Below are 17900 nucleotides of genomic sequence, written 5' to 3' on the forward strand. Positions count from 1 at the left end.
TTATTATAATCTCTTATCAAGAGTAGCTGAGGGTATTGGCCCTATGAAGCTGCAGCAACCGACCATAATTCCATTGCGAAATGGGGCGCTTTTCTTTTCGCGCCTGGTTATTCCATTAACCAGCAAGGCACGGTGCTACTTCCAACAGAAGGGAAACTTTCTGGCAGATAAGAGGTGCGAAGCGAAAACTTCAAGCCTCTTTCTTCTGAAAGAGGCTTTTCTTATTTAGAGAAAAGCCTCCTATTTTAGTCTATTGTAAATTTTAGGGAGGAAACCACCATGACAGTTATAAAAGAAAGCATCTATGAGCCTTTAACAGAACAAACGGCTATTGAGTTAGCCAATCGACTTAATTTATTTCAAGAAGGAGCCTCGTTGACTTGTAATGAAATCGGCGATGGTAATTTAAATTTAGTCTTTCATATCCAGGATACAAACAATAAAGGAATTATCATTAAACAAGCCCTACCATATGCAAAAGTTGTTGGCGAAAGCTGGCCATTAACATTATTACGAAACAAAATTGAAAACGAAGCGTTACGGGTTCACGGACAATTTGTCCCCTCTTTAGTGCCAGAAGTGTACTATACAGATGAAGAGCTTGCTGTAACAGTCATGGAAGATTTGTCTTATTTACAAATTGCAAGAAGAGGACTGATCGAAGGTAAGGATTACCCATTGCTTTCACAGCATATTGGAACCTACCTTGCTAACACCTTATTTTTTACGTCAGATTACGGAATGAATCAGCAAAACAAGAAACGTCTAGCAAAAGAATTCAACAATCCTGAACTATGTAAAATTACGGAAGACTTAGTGTTTACAGACCCGTTCTTCAATCACGAAACAAATAACTTTGAAGAGGGTTTAAAGAGTTTCGTTGAAGAGCTTTGGGCAGACGAACATTTAAAGCTAGAAGTAGCAAAACTTAAACAGAAATTTCTAACAGCTGGTGAAGCACTTGTACATGGTGATTTACACACAGGAAGTATCTTTGCTTCTTCTACGGAAACCAAAGTAATTGATCCAGAATTTGCCTTTTATGGTCCGTTTGGATTTGATATCGGTCAGTTTATAGCAAATTTACTTCTCAATGCTCTTTCGTTAGAACAAGATGAGCGAGAAAAATTATTCAATCATGTAGAAATAACCTGGAATGTATTTAGCACAACCTTCACTTCCCTTTGGAAAACAGAGTCAGTAGAAATTTTTTCAAAAACAAATGGATATTTAGATTATGTGTTAGATCAAATAATTGAAGATACGATTGGTTTTGCAGGCTGTGAATTAGTTAGAAGAACTATCGGGCTTGCACATGTAGCAGATCTAGATGAGATTTCATCTGATGATATAAGAATACACGCAAAAAGAAATGCGCTTAAGCTTGGTAAGGCATTAATCACCAATCGAAAGCAAATTAGATCAATTGAACAATTCGTAACTTACATTAGAGGAGTTTTACAGCATGACTAAAACATTTACGATCCCACAATCCGTTTTATGGAAAGATACTTATATTTCATTATTAGATCAACAAAAGCTACCACTGGAGACAACCTATATAGAGTTAAGAACACTAGAAGATGTATGGGATGCGATTGTTACACTAAAGGTTAGAGGTGCTCCTGCAATTGGAATTACGGCAGCATATGGCCTAGCTCTTGCTGCAAGTCAGTATGAACATGAGGACGTGTCATCTTTTCTAGTACACCTTCAAAAGGATAAGGAATATCTAGCTAATTCTAGACCAACTGCCGTTAACTTAGCTTGGGCACTAAATAGAATGGTTAATAGTGTTCAAAACGTGTCTTCAGTAAACGCGGCTAAAACAACATTAATTCATGAGTCAATTCAAATACACGCTGAGGATGAGGAAGTTTGTCGACAAATTGGTGAAAACGGTCTTTCCTTATTCAAAGACGGTGACAGCATCCTTACAATTTGTAATGCTGGATCTATTGCAACAGCTAGATACGGAACAGCTCTAGCACCTTTTTATCTTGCAAAGGAACAAGGAAAAGAGTTAAAGGTGTATGCTTCAGAAACACGTCCAGTTTTTCAAGGAGCTAGGCTAACTACATGGGAGCTAATGCAAGCTGGCATAGATGTTACGTTAATTACGGATAGTATGGCAGCACATACAATAAAGACAAAGGGTATTTCGGCAATTATTGTTGGTGCCGACCGGATTACCGCTAACGGGGATACAGCCAATAAAATTGGCACATATAATTTAGCAATATTAGCCAAAGCATTTAATATACCTTTTTACGTTGCCGCTCCACTCTCAACCTTTGATCCAACCTTAGATAGCGGTCATGAAATTCCAATTGAAGAGCGAGATTCAAAAGAAATCACACATGTTGCTGGCATTCAAATAGCACCAACGGGCGTTAGCACATTTAATCCTGCTTTCGATGTAACGCCAAATGAGTTAATCACAGCAATTATTACGGAAAAAGGTATTATTGCAGGCAATTTTACTAAGGAAATTCAAAAGATATTCAACTAATACATTCAAAAAGAAACTTGATAACAATCAAGTTTCTTTTTCATTTCCATAGATTAGATGCTGAACATTATAATTATCAAAGAAAATGGCCATACTAACATAAGTGTATTCCCCATTATTCGACAGTTTTCGATAAAATTTTATAAATATTCACAATTCAAATCCGAACTATGATATGATAGTAAAAATAAAATATTGTCTTGTATTAGTATCTGCTACCTAAAGGATACCCTATTTTTTTAACTACTTAATTAGATTTTGAATCGTAAAAAAGGTAAAGGTGATTCCATGACTCTTCAAGCCAATGTAACGAAGGTCTTGAACGGAACTATACAATCCGTAAAAAGCATCCTTCCAATGTCAGTAAAAATAGATTCCCCAACATTGTTTAAAGAAAGTGTTTTACATTCTTCAATGTCAGTGTTAATTGGGATGACCGGAGATGTAAAAGGAAGACTAGTCATTGATGGAACACCTCATACATTTAGCTCTATCGGAGAAGGGATGTATGGTATGCAATTAGAAGGTGAAATGCTAGAATCCTTTACCGGTGAATTAGGAAATATGATAGCAGGACATTTAGCAACAAATGCATCACAATATGAACTTATTATGGATATTACTCCACCGACAGTTCTCGTAGGTGACACTAAATTAACTGGTTTTAAACAGGCTATTCGTGTACCTATCTCCCTTGAAACTTCAGGTCATTTGGATGTTATTTTAATGATTGAAGGCCAAAAAACAGTGTAGACTATTCTACACTGTTTTTCGTTTCAATATTTTATTTACCTCATCTTTATTGATTATTCGCAGTTTCTTTGATAATGAAGTATAAAATAATAATTTCTTCCTCCCCACATTCTCACCTCCAATTTTGCGCAAGGTAAAATTTCTTTCCTATACTAAAATATATGCAACTGCACATACATAATGTGAAGAAAATTATCCATACAAGCACCTATATTGATTGTTGTCGTTTAAGATTGTTATTCGAATTGTTTTCTCCCAGCTAAAATAATACAAGTAGGCTCTTTCTTCTCGAAAACATTGTGTAGCTATTCATTTAAATCTTCATGTAGTATGTGATATTCATTGCTTTGATGAAATTTGCCCCGAATCCTTACTAATTACTGCTTCTAAATCCTTTTCGAAAAACAACAATCTATACGAAAACAACCTACAAGAAAGATATAAAGATAATGGTAACTAAACAAAAATAAAGGCTGTTTTCGCATACTTTGTTGCTATTTTTACAAAAAAAGAATTTATTTTAGGTCCGTTGATTTCCGCTTCAGGCACACGCTTTCCGCGGGGAGGGACGTGATGGTTATTTTCACTATCGTGAAAAAACCTACCTCCTCGGCTCGCCTGTGGGGTCTCACGATTCCCTCTATCTCCCGCAGGAGTCGAGTGCCTTCCGCTCCAATCAACTCAATGTTTAACAGAGCTATCAAAATAGCAACAATCTTTACGAAAAGAGCCAAAATAAAAGAACTAAGCTTTAACTTAGTTCTCGAGATGTTTTTTTCTTTTTCTTCCCTTTATACACCATAAATGTTAACAAACTTATTAGTAGCACAGGAATGCCCAGTAGGTAAACAATTTTTAATATTTGATCCATATGTGTTCCGAAATAAAAACCCAAGAAGAAAAAAAGTCCCGTCCAAACGGCCGCTGTTGAATAGGCATATAATGCAAATATTCTAAAGCTCATTTTGTTACTCCCGATAATGAACGGAACAAAATGTCTTACTCCTGGAAATAAATATCCGATTATGAGTGAAAATGGTCCATACTTCTCGATTAAACTGTTCGCTTTTTCAATATGTTCTTTTAATTTCGGTCTAGTTTGTAATTTCTTTTGGATAGGACTGAAGAAAAATCTTCCTGAAAAGTATAGAGTTGTCAAACTCATCACAATTCCAAAAAAAGTTACTATGAGAGCTGGAATTGTAGATAAGTAGCTTTTGGATGTAACAAACCCACTCGTCATAACAATGACTTCATTCGGTACTGGGATCGAGAAAAAGCCAATCCATAGTATAAAAAATAATGCAAAGTACCCATATTGAGAAACAAACGCAAATGCTGTCTCTATATCCATTTTAGTTTCCTTCTTTCAATATAAGCTTACAAATGGATTGTAGCCTTTAAAATATTATACATCTATCCCTATGCCATGTATAGGTAACATGATATGAAATGTTGTACCTTCACCAACTGTACTTTCCACTTCAATTTTACCATTATGTTCAGATATTATCTTATAGGAAACCATTAATCCAAGTCCAGTACCTCTCTCTTTCGTTGTGTAAAAAGGCTCCCCTAGACGCTTAATTTTCTCTTTAGGAATCCCACATCCACGATCTTGAAAAGACACCTTGATTGTATCCTTATTATCACGATGAATCGATACAGATATAAAACCACCTTCTGGCATGACTTCAATACCATTTTTTAATATATTGATAAACACTTGTTTTAATTGATTTGGCTCACAATACAGTTCTGGTAACTCCTCCTCTACATTCAGATAAAGCTGGATATTATTAAGAGCTGCTTGTGGCGTTAGCAAATCAACTGTGTCTTTCACAATCTTTTCAATATTTCTCTTCTGATATTGAATCGCTTGAGGCTTCGCCAAAATCAGAAACTCAGTTATAATTGATTCAATTCGTTTCAACTCTGATGTAATCACATCAAAATACAATGTAAAATCTTCTTTCACATTCGCTTCAAGCAGCTGAATAAAACCTTTTAAGGCTGTCATCGGATTACGAATTTCATGAGCAATTCCTGCTGCAAGCTCCCCTACTACATTTAGTGTATCTGACTTTTTAAGTCGTTCTTCCATCTCAATTCTTCTAGTTACATCATTTAATATCGCTAAATGATGATCATCATATATATTTTTATTCAGTGTGTACTCAATAATACGATCATTTATTACAAACTGACCTGTTGGACTTTCCTCTTGTAACAAATTCGCCCATTTCTCATCTTTGTTTTGGGTATTCTGATAAATAAAATCCTGAAATTTTAGATTTTGTTGGCCTTCGAAGAGTACAAATTTCTTTTTTGCTCTTTTATTCATATCAACAATTGTTCCATGATTATCTATAATAATAAAACCATTTAACGTATTGTCGTATAGCTGTCTAAATTTATGCTCACTTTCCCTCAGCGTCTTTTCAATTTGTTTACGTTCTGTTACATCTCTAAAGATAGCCATGTTTAGATGAGGTATAATTTGTTCTTTTATAGCATACTCGATGATTCGCTCTTCTCCGTCTATTAATGTTATAGGTATCTCGATATAATTGTCTGAGTGCATGGATTTATTTTTTGAGCTTAGACAAAGATGAAAAGTCTCTTTCGGAATTATCTGTGCAATGTTCTTCCCAAGTAGTTCTTCTCTATTCATCTTTACAATTTGGCATGCAATAGGATTCACATCAATAATTTGTAGGTTCTCATCCCACAGAAGAATACCATCTAACGTTCCCTCAAAAATTTTCCTAAACTTCTGTTCTTCTTCTCTTAAATGCTTTTCCATTAATGTTCTTTCACTTACGTTTCTAAAAATCGTCATATTGTAATCGTCTAGAACTTTATACTTGGAAGTGAATTCTAAGCGCTTTACCTGGCCGTTGTACATATTGAAGTCTAATTCATCACGTTGCTTACCTGTTACCTTTAGATCTTCTAATACCTTAATAACCTCAGGATTATGTTCATCGATAAAATCTAATAGTCTAGACTTACATAATAGCTCATTTGGCATTTCAAAAGTTTTACTTGCCGACTCATTTGCTCTAATAATGTTTCCTTCTTGGTCCCAAATGACGATCGCATCTAATGCGGAATCAAATATCTCTCTAAACCTTAACTCACTTTTTTGAAGCATTTGTTCCATTGTTCTTTTCTCAGTAACATCTCTCATGATGGACATATAATAGTTATCTTGAATATGTGAGGTGGTCGTAAATTCGAATAGTTTCTTCGTCCCGTTTCTTAATTTAACCGGTAGTTCTCCTTTTGCCCGTTGCTTTTCATCAAGAATCTTCCATTGTTTTTCAAGCTTAAATAAATATTTCGGCTCTACAAAATCATAAATGGATGTTTTATTATTCAATTCTACTCGTTGCAAATCAAAGCTTTTCATAAAGGAAAGATTGCAATCTATAAAAATACCGTTTCGGTCGAAAATCACAATTCCATCTACTGCCCGGTTATATACATCCGAGAACATTTGCTTACTAATCTTACGTTGATGCTCCAATAGTTTTCTAGAAGAAATGTCTCTCATGACTGAAAGATCTAATCCTCTTTCGGTATCTTTTCTGGCAGAAAACTCTACAATTTTTACTTTTCCGTTTCTTAAACGAATTGTGATTTCACCTTTTAACTTTCCTTCACTATATAGAATAGATTCGTCTAAAATTGACTTTTCATTTGATTGCAAAATTAAAAATTCGCTCAAACTTCTTCCAAGTAACTGTTCTTTAGGAAGTTCAAATAAATCACACGCTGCCTGATTTACCTCAGTAAAGCATGTCTTGTCGTCAAACAAAATAATAGCATCTAATGATTGCTCGAACATAATTCTATATTGTTCTAGTTTATCCTTCAGTCTTTTATTCTCTTGTTGCATTCGTTCAAGTTCATCAACAACGATTACACTACTTTGTTTTGTATACAAGATAGCCCCTCCTTTAATAACACACTCCACCTTCTCTCTAATTTCTACAAATTCCACTGTAGTCCTTTATCTTTTTCTCGACAAAAACTTCCATAATCCTACTTATCTCTTTTTTCACTTAAAGTATGATAAAATAGCCCTTAGTGATTACTATCACAAGCTTGGTTACAAACTACTAGTGATGGTAATAGTGATAATATGATTTTTCTTTTCATGAAGGAGCGTCTTAATTAAATGAATGTCGTTTTAACAACTTTAAATGCTAAATATATTCATACGAATCTGGCTATTCGTTGCTTGCGTGCGTATGTAGAGCCAGAACATAAAATAAAAATGGTAGAATACACGATTAAAGACCCAGCGATGAATATTGTGACAGATTTATTCCGAAATAATCCGGACGTCATCGGATTTAGCTGTTACATTTGGAACATTGAAGAAACAATTAAAGTAATCTCAATGATAAAAAAGATTAAACCTGAGCTAAAAATTATTTTAGGTGGACCAGAGGTTTCATATGATATCTCTTACTGGTTAGATCGCCTTCAAGATGTAGATTACATTGTAATCGGCGAAGGAGAAGAAACGTTTAAGCAATTACTTGATTATATGAAATCAGGTGATGACCTTCATTCTATTGCAGGTTTAGCGTTCCGAACAGTCGATGGAAAACAAGTAATCAATCCACAACGCAATAAGCTGAATCTACAAGAGTCTCCGTCACCATTTCGATTTGAAGAAGATTTATCACATCTTCCAAAACGAGTAACCTATATCGAAACAAGTAGAGGTTGTCCATTTAGCTGTCAATTCTGTTTATCTTCAATTGAAGTTGGAGTTCGATATTTTAACAAAGAAAAAGTAAAAGATGATATTCGTTATTTAATGAACAATGGTGCAAAGACGATAAAATTCGTGGATCGTACGTTTAATATTAGTCGTAGCTATGCAATGGAAATGTTTCAGTTTTTAATTGATGAGCATTTACCAGGAACTGTTTTTCAATTTGAAATTACTGCTGACATCATGCGTCCCGAAGTTATACAGTTTTTAAATGACAATGCTCCGAAAGGATTGTTCCGTTTTGAAATTGGGGTGCAGTCTACCAATGATTCGACAAACGAGTTAGTTATGAGAAAGCAAAACTTCCAGAAGTTAACTCGTACAGTAACGATGGTAAAAGAAGGCGGGAAAATAGATCAGCATTTAGATTTAATAGCTGGACTTCCCGAAGAAGATTACAACTCGTTTAAGAATACGTTTAATGATGTATTTGCAATGAGGCCCGAAGAATTGCAGTTAGGTTTCTTAAAGATGTTACGTGGAACAGGATTACGAATTCGTGCGAATGAACACAATTATGTTTATATGGATCATTCTCCATACGAGATTCTTAAAAATAACGTTCTTACTTTTGAGGAAATTTCAAAAATTAAACAGGTTGAAGATGTTTTAGAAAAGTATTGGAACGATCATCGAATGGATTTAACAGTAGAATATTTAGTAACAGAAGTATTCCCAACTCCATTTGACTTTTTCCAAGATTTCGGTTCATTTTGGGACGAAAAAGGTTGGGGAAGAATTGGACATCAATTAGAGGATCTTTTCTTACGTTTATGGACATTCTTGAACGAAACAAAGCAAACACAGCTAGATGTAATAGTAAGCCTAATGAAAATTGACTACCTACGAAATCAAAAATATAAACCTAGAAAACCTTGGTGGAATGAAGTGTTAGTAAAAGATGAGCGCTCAATATATTATCGTCTATTGCTCGAACAACCTTCATTATTAGGTCCTGATTTTAGTGCCCTTCAGTTACAAGAGAAAGAATTGTACAAGCATACCGTATTGGAATCCATTTCGATTGATTTACACTCTTATATGCAGCTAGGTGAAATACGAAAAATGCCGTCCATTTTATTAGCCTATTTTGATCATCAAGAAACGGGCACAAAATTATATTCTGTACCCGCTCAAAAACTTGAGGAAATAAAGATGGTGGGACATAATTATATAAATCATCCCTAAATGGCTAATAATATTTAACTTATTCTACCTATTAAGTAGTATACTTTTTTTTTGTAATATTTATTAATCAGTTCAGCTGGCGAAACAAGTTCGTTCCATTGCGCTGCAGACACTCGCTTTCCGCGGGGAGGAAGCTGATGGTTATTTTCACTATCGTGAAAAAACTACCTCCTCGCTACGCCTGCGGGGTCTCAGCCTTTCCTCTACTTCCCGCAGGAGTCGAGTGTCTTCCGCTCCATTCCACTAGTTTTTATAAATAGTATGCAAAATCAAACAAGTCTAAAACAACAAATAAAAGACCCGAGCTAATAGGTGAAAGATTCATTGAAATTTTCGCCTTATAGTTCGGGTTTATCATTGGCTGAAATACTTATCTCCCCGCCTGTTTATTTCTTTTTTTTCTTTGACTTCTCTTTTGCCTCTGCTAATATTTCAAGTGGCTTGTTTGCATTGAAATCTCCGTTTTCCGAGCCAAACTCCTCTTGTAATAATACCTTCATTGCATGATCATTTTTACCGATTTGACGTTTCTTTTTTTCACCTTTAGACATGACTATTCCTGCCTTCCGTTCTGGTAACCTTTTTTGGAATTCCGATTGGCACCTTTAATCGCCTGCTCTTCTACTGCTTCTTGAGCAAACTCTGTGTCAGGAAGACTTTCCTTCGGTGTTTTATTATTTTTATAAGCAGCATCGAATTTTGCTCTTCGTTTAGCCATTTGTATCCCTCCAAAGTTCAAATGAGGAAACTCCTCTATTTTAGTTTGACCATACAGGAAGAGTACATGAACGGAAGTTATATCCTATTTCACTTTGTGCTGATAAGCAATTAAAACAATGTCTTCACCTGTTTCATTTCGAAGCTGGTCTTCTAATTCCTTTACTTCTTTTAATTTATCTTCAGATAAACTTGCAACTGGAAAATCGTTATTCTCTACCATATTAATCACTCCTTTATAATTAGCTTCCCTGTTATTTATCAAAGTCATTCATATCATTAGGACAGTTGGAAATAATAATGGTAGTGCTAATAAAAGAGGTGATAGTGATGAAGGATAAGAAAAATAAAGATACTGAAATTGAAGTTCCTTTTATAGATGAAACGATGCCACATCAACCAGATTCTCCAGTATTTAAAAACAGTGGAATTAAGATGGAAAAACCTTTTATTAATAATCAAGGAGTCGTTATCGGTGATAGCTTTTATGATTCTCCTAACTCTCCTTTAAACAACTGGTCCGATGATGTAGATCCTGAAATCATGGCAGGAGATGAGTGGGTTCATCCAACGAATGATATCGGCTGGAATACTTCAGAAAACAGAGAACTTGTAGAGAAAAATATCCCACCACAAGGGGTACCATTTATGCACCCAGATAAGGACGTTAGTTATAGAAAAGATTGAGTAAAAATGCCAGCTGATTTTAGCTGGTATTTTTATTTTTGAAAGGGCAGTTTTCGCATAGATTGTTGTTTTTCCAATAAGATCAGAGTCATGTAACATATCGTAGCTTTTCGCTAAAGCAATGAATATTTCAAATGTATTGACCCATAACAGATACCCCTAATAGGACTAGTAACAAAAAGTTTATGAAAAAGCCTATATGAAATAAGAAAGAAGCCCACATTTTAAGGCTTCTGACTTGAATTGAATTATTCTATTTCATCCGGTTTTATTTCCTTTAATACGATAAAGGCTGCTATTACACATAGACCTGTTATGGAGTAAAACATTACTTGGTGTGATGCCTTCATAAGGAGTACAAAAACAGGCGGTCCTGCTGCAACCCCTATAAATCTCATCGAGCTATATACCGAGGAAATCGTACCTCTTTCTTCCTTTTCAATTCCTTCTGTTATTAAGGCATCTAAACATGGTAGTGCAACTCCGATTCCTATTCCACAAAAGACAAAGGTCCCGATAAGGAAATATATATTTTCTGAAAAGCTAATGGCAAATACAGAAGCACCAAGCAAGATTGTACCCCCAAAAGTGATCCATTTCATTAACACTTTGCTTTCCTTGATCTTCTTTCCTGTAATATAGGAGGATAAACATAAAGCAGCTAATGGGATGGCTAAAATAAATCCTTTCTTTATACCATCGATGTTATGTTTAGACTCAAGCATATCTGATAAATAAAATAATACTCCGAAGAGTACGAACATCAGTATACAACCAATAACAAAAATAGAATATAGCCATTTCCCATCCTTTTTAAAGATTCCCTTAATACATTTCAAGAACTCTTTAAAGGGTAAAGGATCTTCACGCTTGTCCGGCGTTTGAACTAGAAAAAACATTAAAATAACAGAAATGGCCGTGAATACTGGAATCGAGAAAAACGGTAAATACCAAATAAAACCAGCTAATACTGAACCAAGTATTGGACTAAGCACTTTACCAAATGTATTTGCAGTCTCAATAACACCTAGTTCTTTACTGACTTCTTCTTCACTTTTAAACATATCACCTACAAGCGGCATGACAACTGGTGCAGCACCTGCTGCTCCTACCCCTTGTAATATGCGTCCAATCAAAATCATCATATACGGATCCTTCATTTTCCAAGCGGCATACCCAGATATAAGACCACCAATTCCTGCGATAATGAGACTTGGAATAATTACTTTCTTTCTTCCTATCCGGTCTGATAAATAACCAGCAATAGGGATTAAAATTATAGCAACGATTGAGTATAAGGTAATGACCATACTCACTTGAAACGAACTTATTTTTAATTTCTTCTCGATAGTTGGGAGAACTGGTATCAACATTGAGTTCCCTAACGTCATCACCAATGGTATGGAAGCTAGTGAAACGATTGCCCATTTCTTATTATGTTCCATATAACTACCTACCTTATCTAATAATATTCGACCTTCTTAATATAAGTAAAACTTGCACTAAATATTATGGGTAAATATTACATTCAAAACTTTACCACTTTAAAGGAGTGGGGGCCTGGCCCCCACTCCTTTAAAGTGGTAAAGTACGGCCAGCATAATAAAAAGGAACCCACTTCATAAGCTAGAAGTTGATTCCTTCATTATTGTGTATTAGTTTGTTTTAATTTATCCAATAATAACTCGTTCTTTTGGATAGTGGAAATTGGATTTCTTCTCTCTTCCGCCTAGTACAAATAAAGATATTAGGATACCGATTCTTCCAACGAACATTAGGAAGATAATTACACATTTTCCTATCGTACTTAATTCAGGTGTTATTCCCATTGAGAGACCAGAAGTTCCAAATGCAGAGGTGACTTCAAAGATAATACTTGTCAGAGAAAACGGTTCTGTAATAGTTAAGATTATGACTGATGTTGTACATATCAAAACTGCCATAATGGTTACAGCTACTGATTTATGAATGTCTTCTTCATGAATTTCACGGTTAAATACTTTAATTGATCTATTTCCTCTTGCAAAGTGAAATAAAAACAAGACATTTAATGCAAGAGTTGTTGTACGAATTCCCCCACCAACTGAGCTTGGTGATGCACCAATAAACATCAGAACAGACATAATTAGTAATGTCGGTTCACTTAAATCAGGAACATTTAATGTGGCGAGTCCTCCACTTCTCGTACTTACCGATTGGAATAATGAGTAAAACAACGACTCGTGCCAGCTTTTGTCTGCGAGGAAATGCTTTGCTTCTAATAAATAAATTAACAGTGTTCCGATAATAACTAATAAGAAAAAAGTGGTGGTAGTTAGCTTTGTAAATAATGAGAAACGAAAGCGATAACCCTCTGTTTGATTCGATAAGAAGTTTTTTACTTCAATTAAAACTGGAAAACCTATTGCTCCTAATATAATGAGAAGCATATTAATAAATTGTACGAAATAATCATTTGCATAAGGAATTAATGAATTCCCTGTAATATCAAATCCGCCGTTAGTTGTTGCAGATACCGATGCAAAGAAACCATGAAGAAATGCTTCTTTCCAATCAGGATAATAATTTAGAAAATATAACCCTAATATAAGAGCACCGATTATTTCAATAATAATAATGAGATATAAAATTTGCTTTAATAAATTTACTAATCCCGAAAGATTTGTTTGGTTCTGATCTAACATAATGAGACGTCGTTCTCGTAAACCAATTTTTTTACCCATTAACAACCAAATAAACGTCCCCAATGTCATAATACCTATTCCACCGAATTGAAGCACAAACGCTAATATAAATACTCCTGTTGTGCTGAAAGTTTCAGACGTATTTACTACCGTTAAACCTGTTACACTAACAGCGCTAACAGCTGTAAAAAGAGCATCTATAAAAGACCATTCAACTTCTTTTTTATGCGCAATTGGTAAACTTATTAAAATAACTGAAACACTGACAGCTAAAAAATAGAAACTTACGATTAACTGTGCAGGACTAAGAACATGTAGCTTCATTTTTATTTTATGTAACACTACTATTCATACCTTTCTAATCTAACTATATCTTTATCATTCTTACGCAACTCATAAAAAAGAACAACCTTTTTTTATAAGTGTCAAAAATTGGAATAGACTCCAATTTCAAGTTTTCCTTCCACCGCTTGAAATACTTGGTCAGTATCATTAAGCATATATTCTCCGATACTAAAAAAGCAACACCAGTTGCAAAGTTTCTATAAAAAAGGAGTTGTTCATATGTCACGTAATAGTAATAAGCTATTAGTGCCTGGTATTGAACAGGCATTAGATTCTATTAAATATGAAATTGCACAAGAATTCGGTGTCAATTTAGGTTCAGATACAGTATCAAGAGCGAATGGATCTGTAGGTGGAGAGATTACAAAGCGCCTTGTTCAAACTGCTCAATCTCAACTAAATGGTCAATTCAACCCAGAACAATAAAAATTGAATACACATGGCTAAACCGGGTCCTAAACGAACCCGGTTTTTAACGCTTTAAAGGAGTGGGGGCCTGTCCCCCACTCCTTTAAAGCGTTAAAAAGAATGAGTAGGTCAGATGATATTTTTCAATGAAATACCTAGACCTACTCAATTTAGTATTTATTTGTTATGGTGATTATTTTCATGCTTATTGTTTCGGTTTTTATTATTGTTTTCTTGTTTCTTCTTATCCTGTTGTTTTTCTTTCCCTTTTTGCACGGCTTCAGGAGGACCGTTCTTGTCCTCCTGGTTGCTCTTGCCTTTATTAGATTGTTTGTCATTCATTTTTGGTTTATCTTTATCTATTCCAGCTGGGTTGTTTGGATCTCCCTTTTTATCAAAAAGTTTATCCTGTTTGTCATTTCCATTATTTTTACCTTGGTTATCGTTTTTATGGTCACTACCTTTTCCTTGACCATTACCATTGTTAAGGCCTTTTTCAGCTGCCTTCATTTCTTTTTTCTCTTGCTTTTCCAGGTCTTTCTCCCTAGCAGTTAATGTTTCTTTTACATATTTCCCTGTAGAGATTCCCTGTTCCAATGCATGTTCTCTATCTTCCTTTGTACTATTTAACGCTGTTATAACAACTTCTTCTTCCTTGGAAGATTCGACGATTGATTGAACATTTTCATTCAATTCTTCAGCTAACGGTGCATCCTCTTCTTCTACTATAACGGTCGTTAGAAGGACTTCCGCACCCTCTTTATAATAACCCGAATCTTTACTTTCTTGAATAATAGCTTGCGTAACAGAATCAATTGGTTCGTTCATCCACTCTTCTAGATTATTAACAACCTCTTCACCTTCTGAGTTGAATGCCTCTAAACTAACAACACGAAGCTTTTTATCAACGCCAGCTTCAATGCTAGGATTAATGTCAATTGTCATATATGCATACACTTCATTGCCATCATATAAATTAAAGATCGAGAAAAACAATAATGCTGCAGCTACCGCACTTGCAATACCCGTTCTCCATTTATTGAGACGGAAATAGGATTTCTTTGTTGGAACATATTCATTCACTGGAAAAAAATCAACTTCCTCTCCAATCTCGTAGTGCTCCTTACCCTTTCTACTTCGAAGGAATTCACCTTCAGGGGTTAATAGCGTTATATATTGGTTGCCGATTTCAAGTATTACTCCACGCTTCAATGATTCATCACCCCTTTTACATACTCCTTTAAATACACATATTCGCTAGCCATAATAATACAAACTGCAATAATATACTTTCGATTACGCTCAATCGTTTTACGACTGACATCCACATGCTTTTCTAAATCTTTAATTGGAAGACGTTTCTTTTCAAATAATACTTTCTTAAAGTTAGGGTTCTGAATGACTGTATAGGCTACCTTCATTGCATTTTCTCTAGCGTCTGCATGTTTCGGTGATTGTTCGACTAAATCCTGAAAAGTTAAATCAAATTGTTTTAATATCGTTTGATAGTGTAAGATTTCATCTTTACGATGATCTTGCTCTAACTTCTTTTGAAAATCTTCAACCGAAACTTTAACTTCATATTTATTTTGAATTGATTCTTCATCATCCACATTTGTATCTAATTTAACACTATGTTGCTTGCTTTCTTTACGTATAAAATCGATTACTCGTCTTTTTATAATTAATTCAGCAAATGAGAGAAGAGAACTGCCTTTCTCGGTTGAATATTTTTCAATTGATTCATGGAAAGCCATTAAACCAATACTAAATTCATCATCTTGCTCATTAATATATCGTTTACAAACTTGCGAAACGGTTTTTGCTATAAAAGGTTTATATTGATTAATAAGTTCATTTTGTAGGACAGTATCCCCTTTTTGAATTGCTAATACTTTATCTTCAAGGGTTTCTTTCTTTCCCAATTTAAAGAGTATACTCAGCAAAAGCCTTCACCTCTTCTCCTCACTATATCATTCGAATTATTTTTAGGTTTATGTCGGTATTATAAAATATTTTTTTTACCCGAAATAGAAGAATATGAAACCTAAAAATAATCGAAAAAAATTCACAGCACACTCCAATTTGTTGAAGTGACTATAAATTTTTTATCTATTATAGCATAGAAGAAGTTTTTACAATGTTTTTTTGAGGAGAATCTTGTTTCCAACTTCTGCTTAAATGGTCACTTTTTTTTATGAACCTTATTTTCACCATATTATACGACCTATAGAATTTGTTTGAGGGGGTTTAAACAAGTTATTTGGAAAAGATTTTCTTCGTGAAAGTCGGTAAGTCGGGAATTCTAACAGTAATAGACGAAATTGAGAGGTGAAATTTTTATGCATACGATGTGGAAAGGTTCTATAAGCTTTGGTCTGGTTAATATTCCCATCAAGCTATATTCTGCAACTGAAGACAAAGATATTAAATTACGTACACTTCATAAGGAATGTCATACTCCGATAAAATATGAAAAGGTTTGTCCAAATTGTGATAAAGAAGTCGAACCGGATAACCTTGTCAAAGGCTACGAATACGTTAAAGGAAAATTTGTTATTTTGACTGATGATGAACTGAATCAACTAAAGGAAGAGCATGAAGAAAAAAGTGTTGAAATTATTGACTTCGTAAAATTAGATGAGATTGATCCAATTTATTTTAGTCGTTCCTATTTTATGGGACCAGGGGAAAATGGTAATAAAGCTTATGCCCTGCTACGTGAAGCTCTTGAGAAGTCTGGAAAAATCGGAATTGCTGAAATTACTATTCGTTCCAAACAGCAAATGGCTGTTGTTCGCGTTTATAAGAACACTCTTGTGATGGAAACGATTCATTATCCAGATGAAGTACGGAACATTGGAGAAGTACCAAGCGTACCAGAAAATGTTGAGATTAACCCTAAAGAGCTTGAAACTGCTATTATGTTAATCGATCAGCTAACCACCGAATTTCAACCAGAAAAGTACAAAGATGATTACCGAGAAGCTGTTCAAGAGCTTATTCAATCCAAAATTAATAGCAATGAGGGAACTACTTCAAAGGAAGCACCACGAACAAATGTCGTGGATCTCATGAGTGCTTTGCAAGCTAGCATTGAACGAACAAAGGGTGCACCAACCGGAGCGAAAACTGCAAAATCAAAAGTGAATACCACTCAAAAACCACCGGTTGTGCAGGAAAAAACAGGAACAAATAAGGATCCTGTTCATCAAAAGAAAACACGGACTACAAGAAAGAAAGCCTAATTCTATATTGTTTCGACAATATAGGATGCTGCTTCAAAAAGGCTTGGAAATTGAAGGTCAGCTTGTACAGAAGGGTCCTTTCCGATAAGGATTGTTTTTGTACCTGCTGCCTTTCCAGCCAGAATATCTACATCACGATCCCCAATCATGTAACTCTCCTCTAGGTTAATGTGATGTTTTTCAGCTAGATCAATGAGCATTTTTGCACCTGGCTTTCGACACTCACAACCTTCATGAGGCTTGTGCGCACAATAAGAAACCTCTATTACACTTGCTCCATACTCCGCTAATTGTTTTTCCATTTCTTTATGTACGCTATGAAGCGCATTTTCTGACATAAAACCTAGTCCAACTCCACCTTGATTGGTAACAACAAAGACAGGTAAGTTACGATCATTTAACTTTTTAACCGCTTCACCTACCTTAGGCAATAAATAAAAATCTTTCGGTGTGTTAACGAACTTTACTCTCTTCGAAAGCACTTCATTAATAACACCATCTCGATCAAGAAAAACTCCAATATTCATATTTACCCTCCATTATGTGCAGTCTATATGTATTAT

The 17900-nt window shown here is 34.8% G+C and carries 17 protein-coding genes and 1 riboswitch; of the genes, 7 read left to right on the plus strand and 10 right to left on the minus strand.

All coding sequences use genetic code 11. The features are described 5' to 3' along the window. Positions 1–10: 10 nt before the first annotated feature. Positions 11–174: riboswitch (SAM riboswitch) on the plus strand. A 105-nt stretch (positions 175–279) separates the two neighbouring features. The 3 genes from mtnK (at position 280) to JR050_RS10595 (ending at position 3265) form a co-directional block, all read left to right on the plus strand. After that, positions 280–1473, plus strand: a complete 1194-nt coding sequence (gene mtnK, locus JR050_RS10585) for an S-methyl-5-thioribose kinase (protein WP_204203470.1) — start codon at positions 280–282, stop codon at positions 1471–1473. Further along, positions 1466–2512, plus strand: coding sequence for an S-methyl-5-thioribose-1-phosphate isomerase (mtnA, locus tag JR050_RS10590; protein ID WP_204203471.1), 1047 nt, complete (start codon positions 1466–1468; stop codon positions 2510–2512). Before mtnK ends, mtnA begins: the two co-directional genes overlap by 8 nt. Positions 2513–2800: 288 nt before the next feature. Continuing rightward, positions 2801–3265: a chemotaxis protein CheX gene (locus JR050_RS10595; RefSeq protein ID WP_204203472.1), complete on the plus strand. Its 465-nt coding sequence runs from the start codon at positions 2801–2803 to the stop codon at positions 3263–3265. A 751-nt stretch (positions 3266–4016) separates the two neighbouring features. Here JR050_RS10595 and JR050_RS10600 read toward each other — a convergent pair. Both JR050_RS10600 and JR050_RS10605 read right to left on the minus strand, forming a co-directional pair. Next, on the minus strand, positions 4017–4619 hold the full coding sequence (locus JR050_RS10600; RefSeq protein WP_204203473.1) for a DedA family protein: 603 nt from the start codon (positions 4617–4619) through the stop codon (positions 4017–4019). A gap of 54 nt (positions 4620–4673) precedes the next feature. Then, on the minus strand, positions 4674–7217 hold the full coding sequence (locus tag JR050_RS10605) for a PAS domain-containing sensor histidine kinase (protein WP_204203474.1): 2544 nt from the start codon (positions 7215–7217) through the stop codon (positions 4674–4676). Positions 7218–7451: 234 nt separating this feature from the next. On the opposite strand from JR050_RS10605, the gene JR050_RS10610 reads away from it, so the two are divergent. Further along, positions 7452–9248, plus strand: a complete 1797-nt coding sequence (locus JR050_RS10610) for a B12-binding domain-containing radical SAM protein (protein WP_204203475.1) — start codon at positions 7452–7454, stop codon at positions 9246–9248. Positions 9249–9634: 386 nt separating this feature from the next. Here JR050_RS10610 and JR050_RS10615 read toward each other — a convergent pair whose 3' ends face one another. The 3 genes from JR050_RS10615 to JR050_RS10625 all read right to left on the minus strand — a co-directional run bounded on the left by JR050_RS10615 (position 9635) and on the right by JR050_RS10625 (position 10188). Further along, positions 9635–9799, minus strand: a complete 165-nt coding sequence (locus tag JR050_RS10615) for a hypothetical protein (RefSeq protein WP_204203476.1) — start codon at positions 9797–9799, stop codon at positions 9635–9637. A 2-nt stretch (positions 9800–9801) separates the two neighbouring features. Then, positions 9802–9966 carry a hypothetical protein gene (locus JR050_RS10620; RefSeq protein ID WP_204203477.1) on the minus strand — a complete coding sequence of 55 codons (165 nt, stop codon included), beginning with the start codon at positions 9964–9966 and terminating at the stop codon, positions 9802–9804. Positions 9967–10050: 84 nt separating this feature from the next. Beyond that, a complete protein-coding gene (locus JR050_RS10625) occupies positions 10051–10188 on the minus strand; it encodes a hypothetical protein (RefSeq protein ID WP_204203478.1) in 138 nt (45 codons plus the stop codon). Between the two features lie 107 nt (positions 10189–10295). On the opposite strand from JR050_RS10625, the gene JR050_RS10630 reads away from it, so the two are divergent. Continuing rightward, positions 10296–10652, plus strand: coding sequence for a DUF3905 domain-containing protein (locus JR050_RS10630; protein ID WP_204203479.1), 357 nt, complete (start codon positions 10296–10298; stop codon positions 10650–10652). A gap of 248 nt (positions 10653–10900) precedes the next feature. Here JR050_RS10630 and bcbE read toward each other — a convergent pair whose 3' ends face one another. After that, positions 10901–12124 (minus strand): bacillibactin exporter BcbE, encoded by a 1224-nt coding sequence (bcbE, locus tag JR050_RS10635; RefSeq protein ID WP_346726743.1) that lies wholly within the window; start codon positions 12122–12124, stop codon positions 10901–10903. 198 nt (positions 12125–12322) lie between these two features. Then, positions 12323–13660 carry a TrkH family potassium uptake protein gene (locus JR050_RS10640; RefSeq protein WP_204203663.1) on the minus strand — a complete coding sequence of 446 codons (1338 nt, stop codon included), beginning with the start codon at positions 13658–13660 and terminating at the stop codon, positions 12323–12325. Positions 13661–13900: 240 nt separating this feature from the next. On the opposite strand from JR050_RS10640, the gene JR050_RS10645 reads away from it, so the two are divergent. Then, complete coding sequence (locus JR050_RS10645; protein ID WP_204203481.1) at positions 13901–14107, plus strand: alpha/beta-type small acid-soluble spore protein; 207 nt, start codon at positions 13901–13903, stop codon at positions 14105–14107. Positions 14108–14266: 159 nt separating this feature from the next. On the opposite strand, the gene JR050_RS10650 is transcribed toward JR050_RS10645, so the two are convergent. Both JR050_RS10650 and sigI read right to left on the minus strand, forming a co-directional pair. Further along, positions 14267–15301, minus strand: coding sequence for an anti-sigma factor domain-containing protein (locus JR050_RS10650; protein WP_204203482.1), 1035 nt, complete (start codon positions 15299–15301; stop codon positions 14267–14269). Continuing rightward, positions 15298–16035: an RNA polymerase sigma factor SigI gene (gene sigI, locus JR050_RS10655; protein WP_204203483.1), complete on the minus strand. Its 738-nt coding sequence runs from the start codon at positions 16033–16035 to the stop codon at positions 15298–15300. Before sigI ends, JR050_RS10650 begins: the two co-directional genes overlap by 4 nt. Positions 16036–16431: 396 nt before the next feature. Between sigI and ku the strand changes: the two genes are divergently transcribed. Then, complete coding sequence (gene ku, locus JR050_RS10660; RefSeq protein ID WP_204203484.1) at positions 16432–17337, plus strand: non-homologous end joining protein Ku; 906 nt, start codon at positions 16432–16434, stop codon at positions 17335–17337. Positions 17338–17339: 2 nt separating this feature from the next. Here the strand turns inward: ku and JR050_RS10665 are convergent, their stop codons facing one another. Further along, positions 17340–17864: a D-glycero-alpha-D-manno-heptose-1,7-bisphosphate 7-phosphatase gene (locus JR050_RS10665; RefSeq protein WP_204203485.1), complete on the minus strand. Its 525-nt coding sequence runs from the start codon at positions 17862–17864 to the stop codon at positions 17340–17342. Positions 17865–17900: the final 36 nt, after the last annotated feature.

This window comes from Bacillus suaedaesalsae, assembly GCF_016890225.1.
GTDB lineage: Bacteria > Bacillota > Bacilli > Bacillales > SA4 > Bacillus_BS > Bacillus_BS suaedaesalsae.

Coding starts and splice junctions, on each gene's coding strand:
- JR050_RS10600 (WP_204203473.1), bottom strand. CDS start 4,619: ATGGATATAGAGACAGCATTTGCGTTTGTTTCTCAATATGGGTACTTT.
- JR050_RS10595 (WP_204203472.1), top strand. CDS start 2,801: ATGACTCTTCAAGCCAATGTAACGAAGGTCTTGAACGGAACTATACAA.
- JR050_RS10630 (WP_204203479.1), top strand. CDS start 10,296: ATGAAGGATAAGAAAAATAAAGATACTGAAATTGAAGTTCCTTTTATA.
- JR050_RS10620 (WP_204203477.1), bottom strand. CDS start 9,966: ATGGCTAAACGAAGAGCAAAATTCGATGCTGCTTATAAAAATAATAAA.
- JR050_RS10640 (WP_204203663.1), bottom strand. CDS start 13,660: ATGAAGCTACATGTTCTTAGTCCTGCACAGTTAATCGTAAGTTTCTAT.
- ku (WP_204203484.1), top strand. CDS start 16,432: ATGCATACGATGTGGAAAGGTTCTATAAGCTTTGGTCTGGTTAATATT.
- mtnA (WP_204203471.1), top strand. CDS start 1,466: ATGACTAAAACATTTACGATCCCACAATCCGTTTTATGGAAAGATACT.
- JR050_RS10665 (WP_204203485.1), bottom strand. CDS start 17,864: ATGAATATTGGAGTTTTTCTTGATCGAGATGGTGTTATTAATGAAGTG.
- JR050_RS10615 (WP_204203476.1), bottom strand. CDS start 9,799: ATGTCTAAAGGTGAAAAAAAGAAACGTCAAATCGGTAAAAATGATCAT.
- JR050_RS10645 (WP_204203481.1), top strand. CDS start 13,901: ATGTCACGTAATAGTAATAAGCTATTAGTGCCTGGTATTGAACAGGCA.
- JR050_RS10625 (WP_204203478.1), bottom strand. CDS start 10,188: ATGGTAGAGAATAACGATTTTCCAGTTGCAAGTTTATCTGAAGATAAA.
- JR050_RS10610 (WP_204203475.1), top strand. CDS start 7,452: ATGAATGTCGTTTTAACAACTTTAAATGCTAAATATATTCATACGAAT.
- mtnK (WP_204203470.1), top strand. CDS start 280: ATGACAGTTATAAAAGAAAGCATCTATGAGCCTTTAACAGAACAAACG.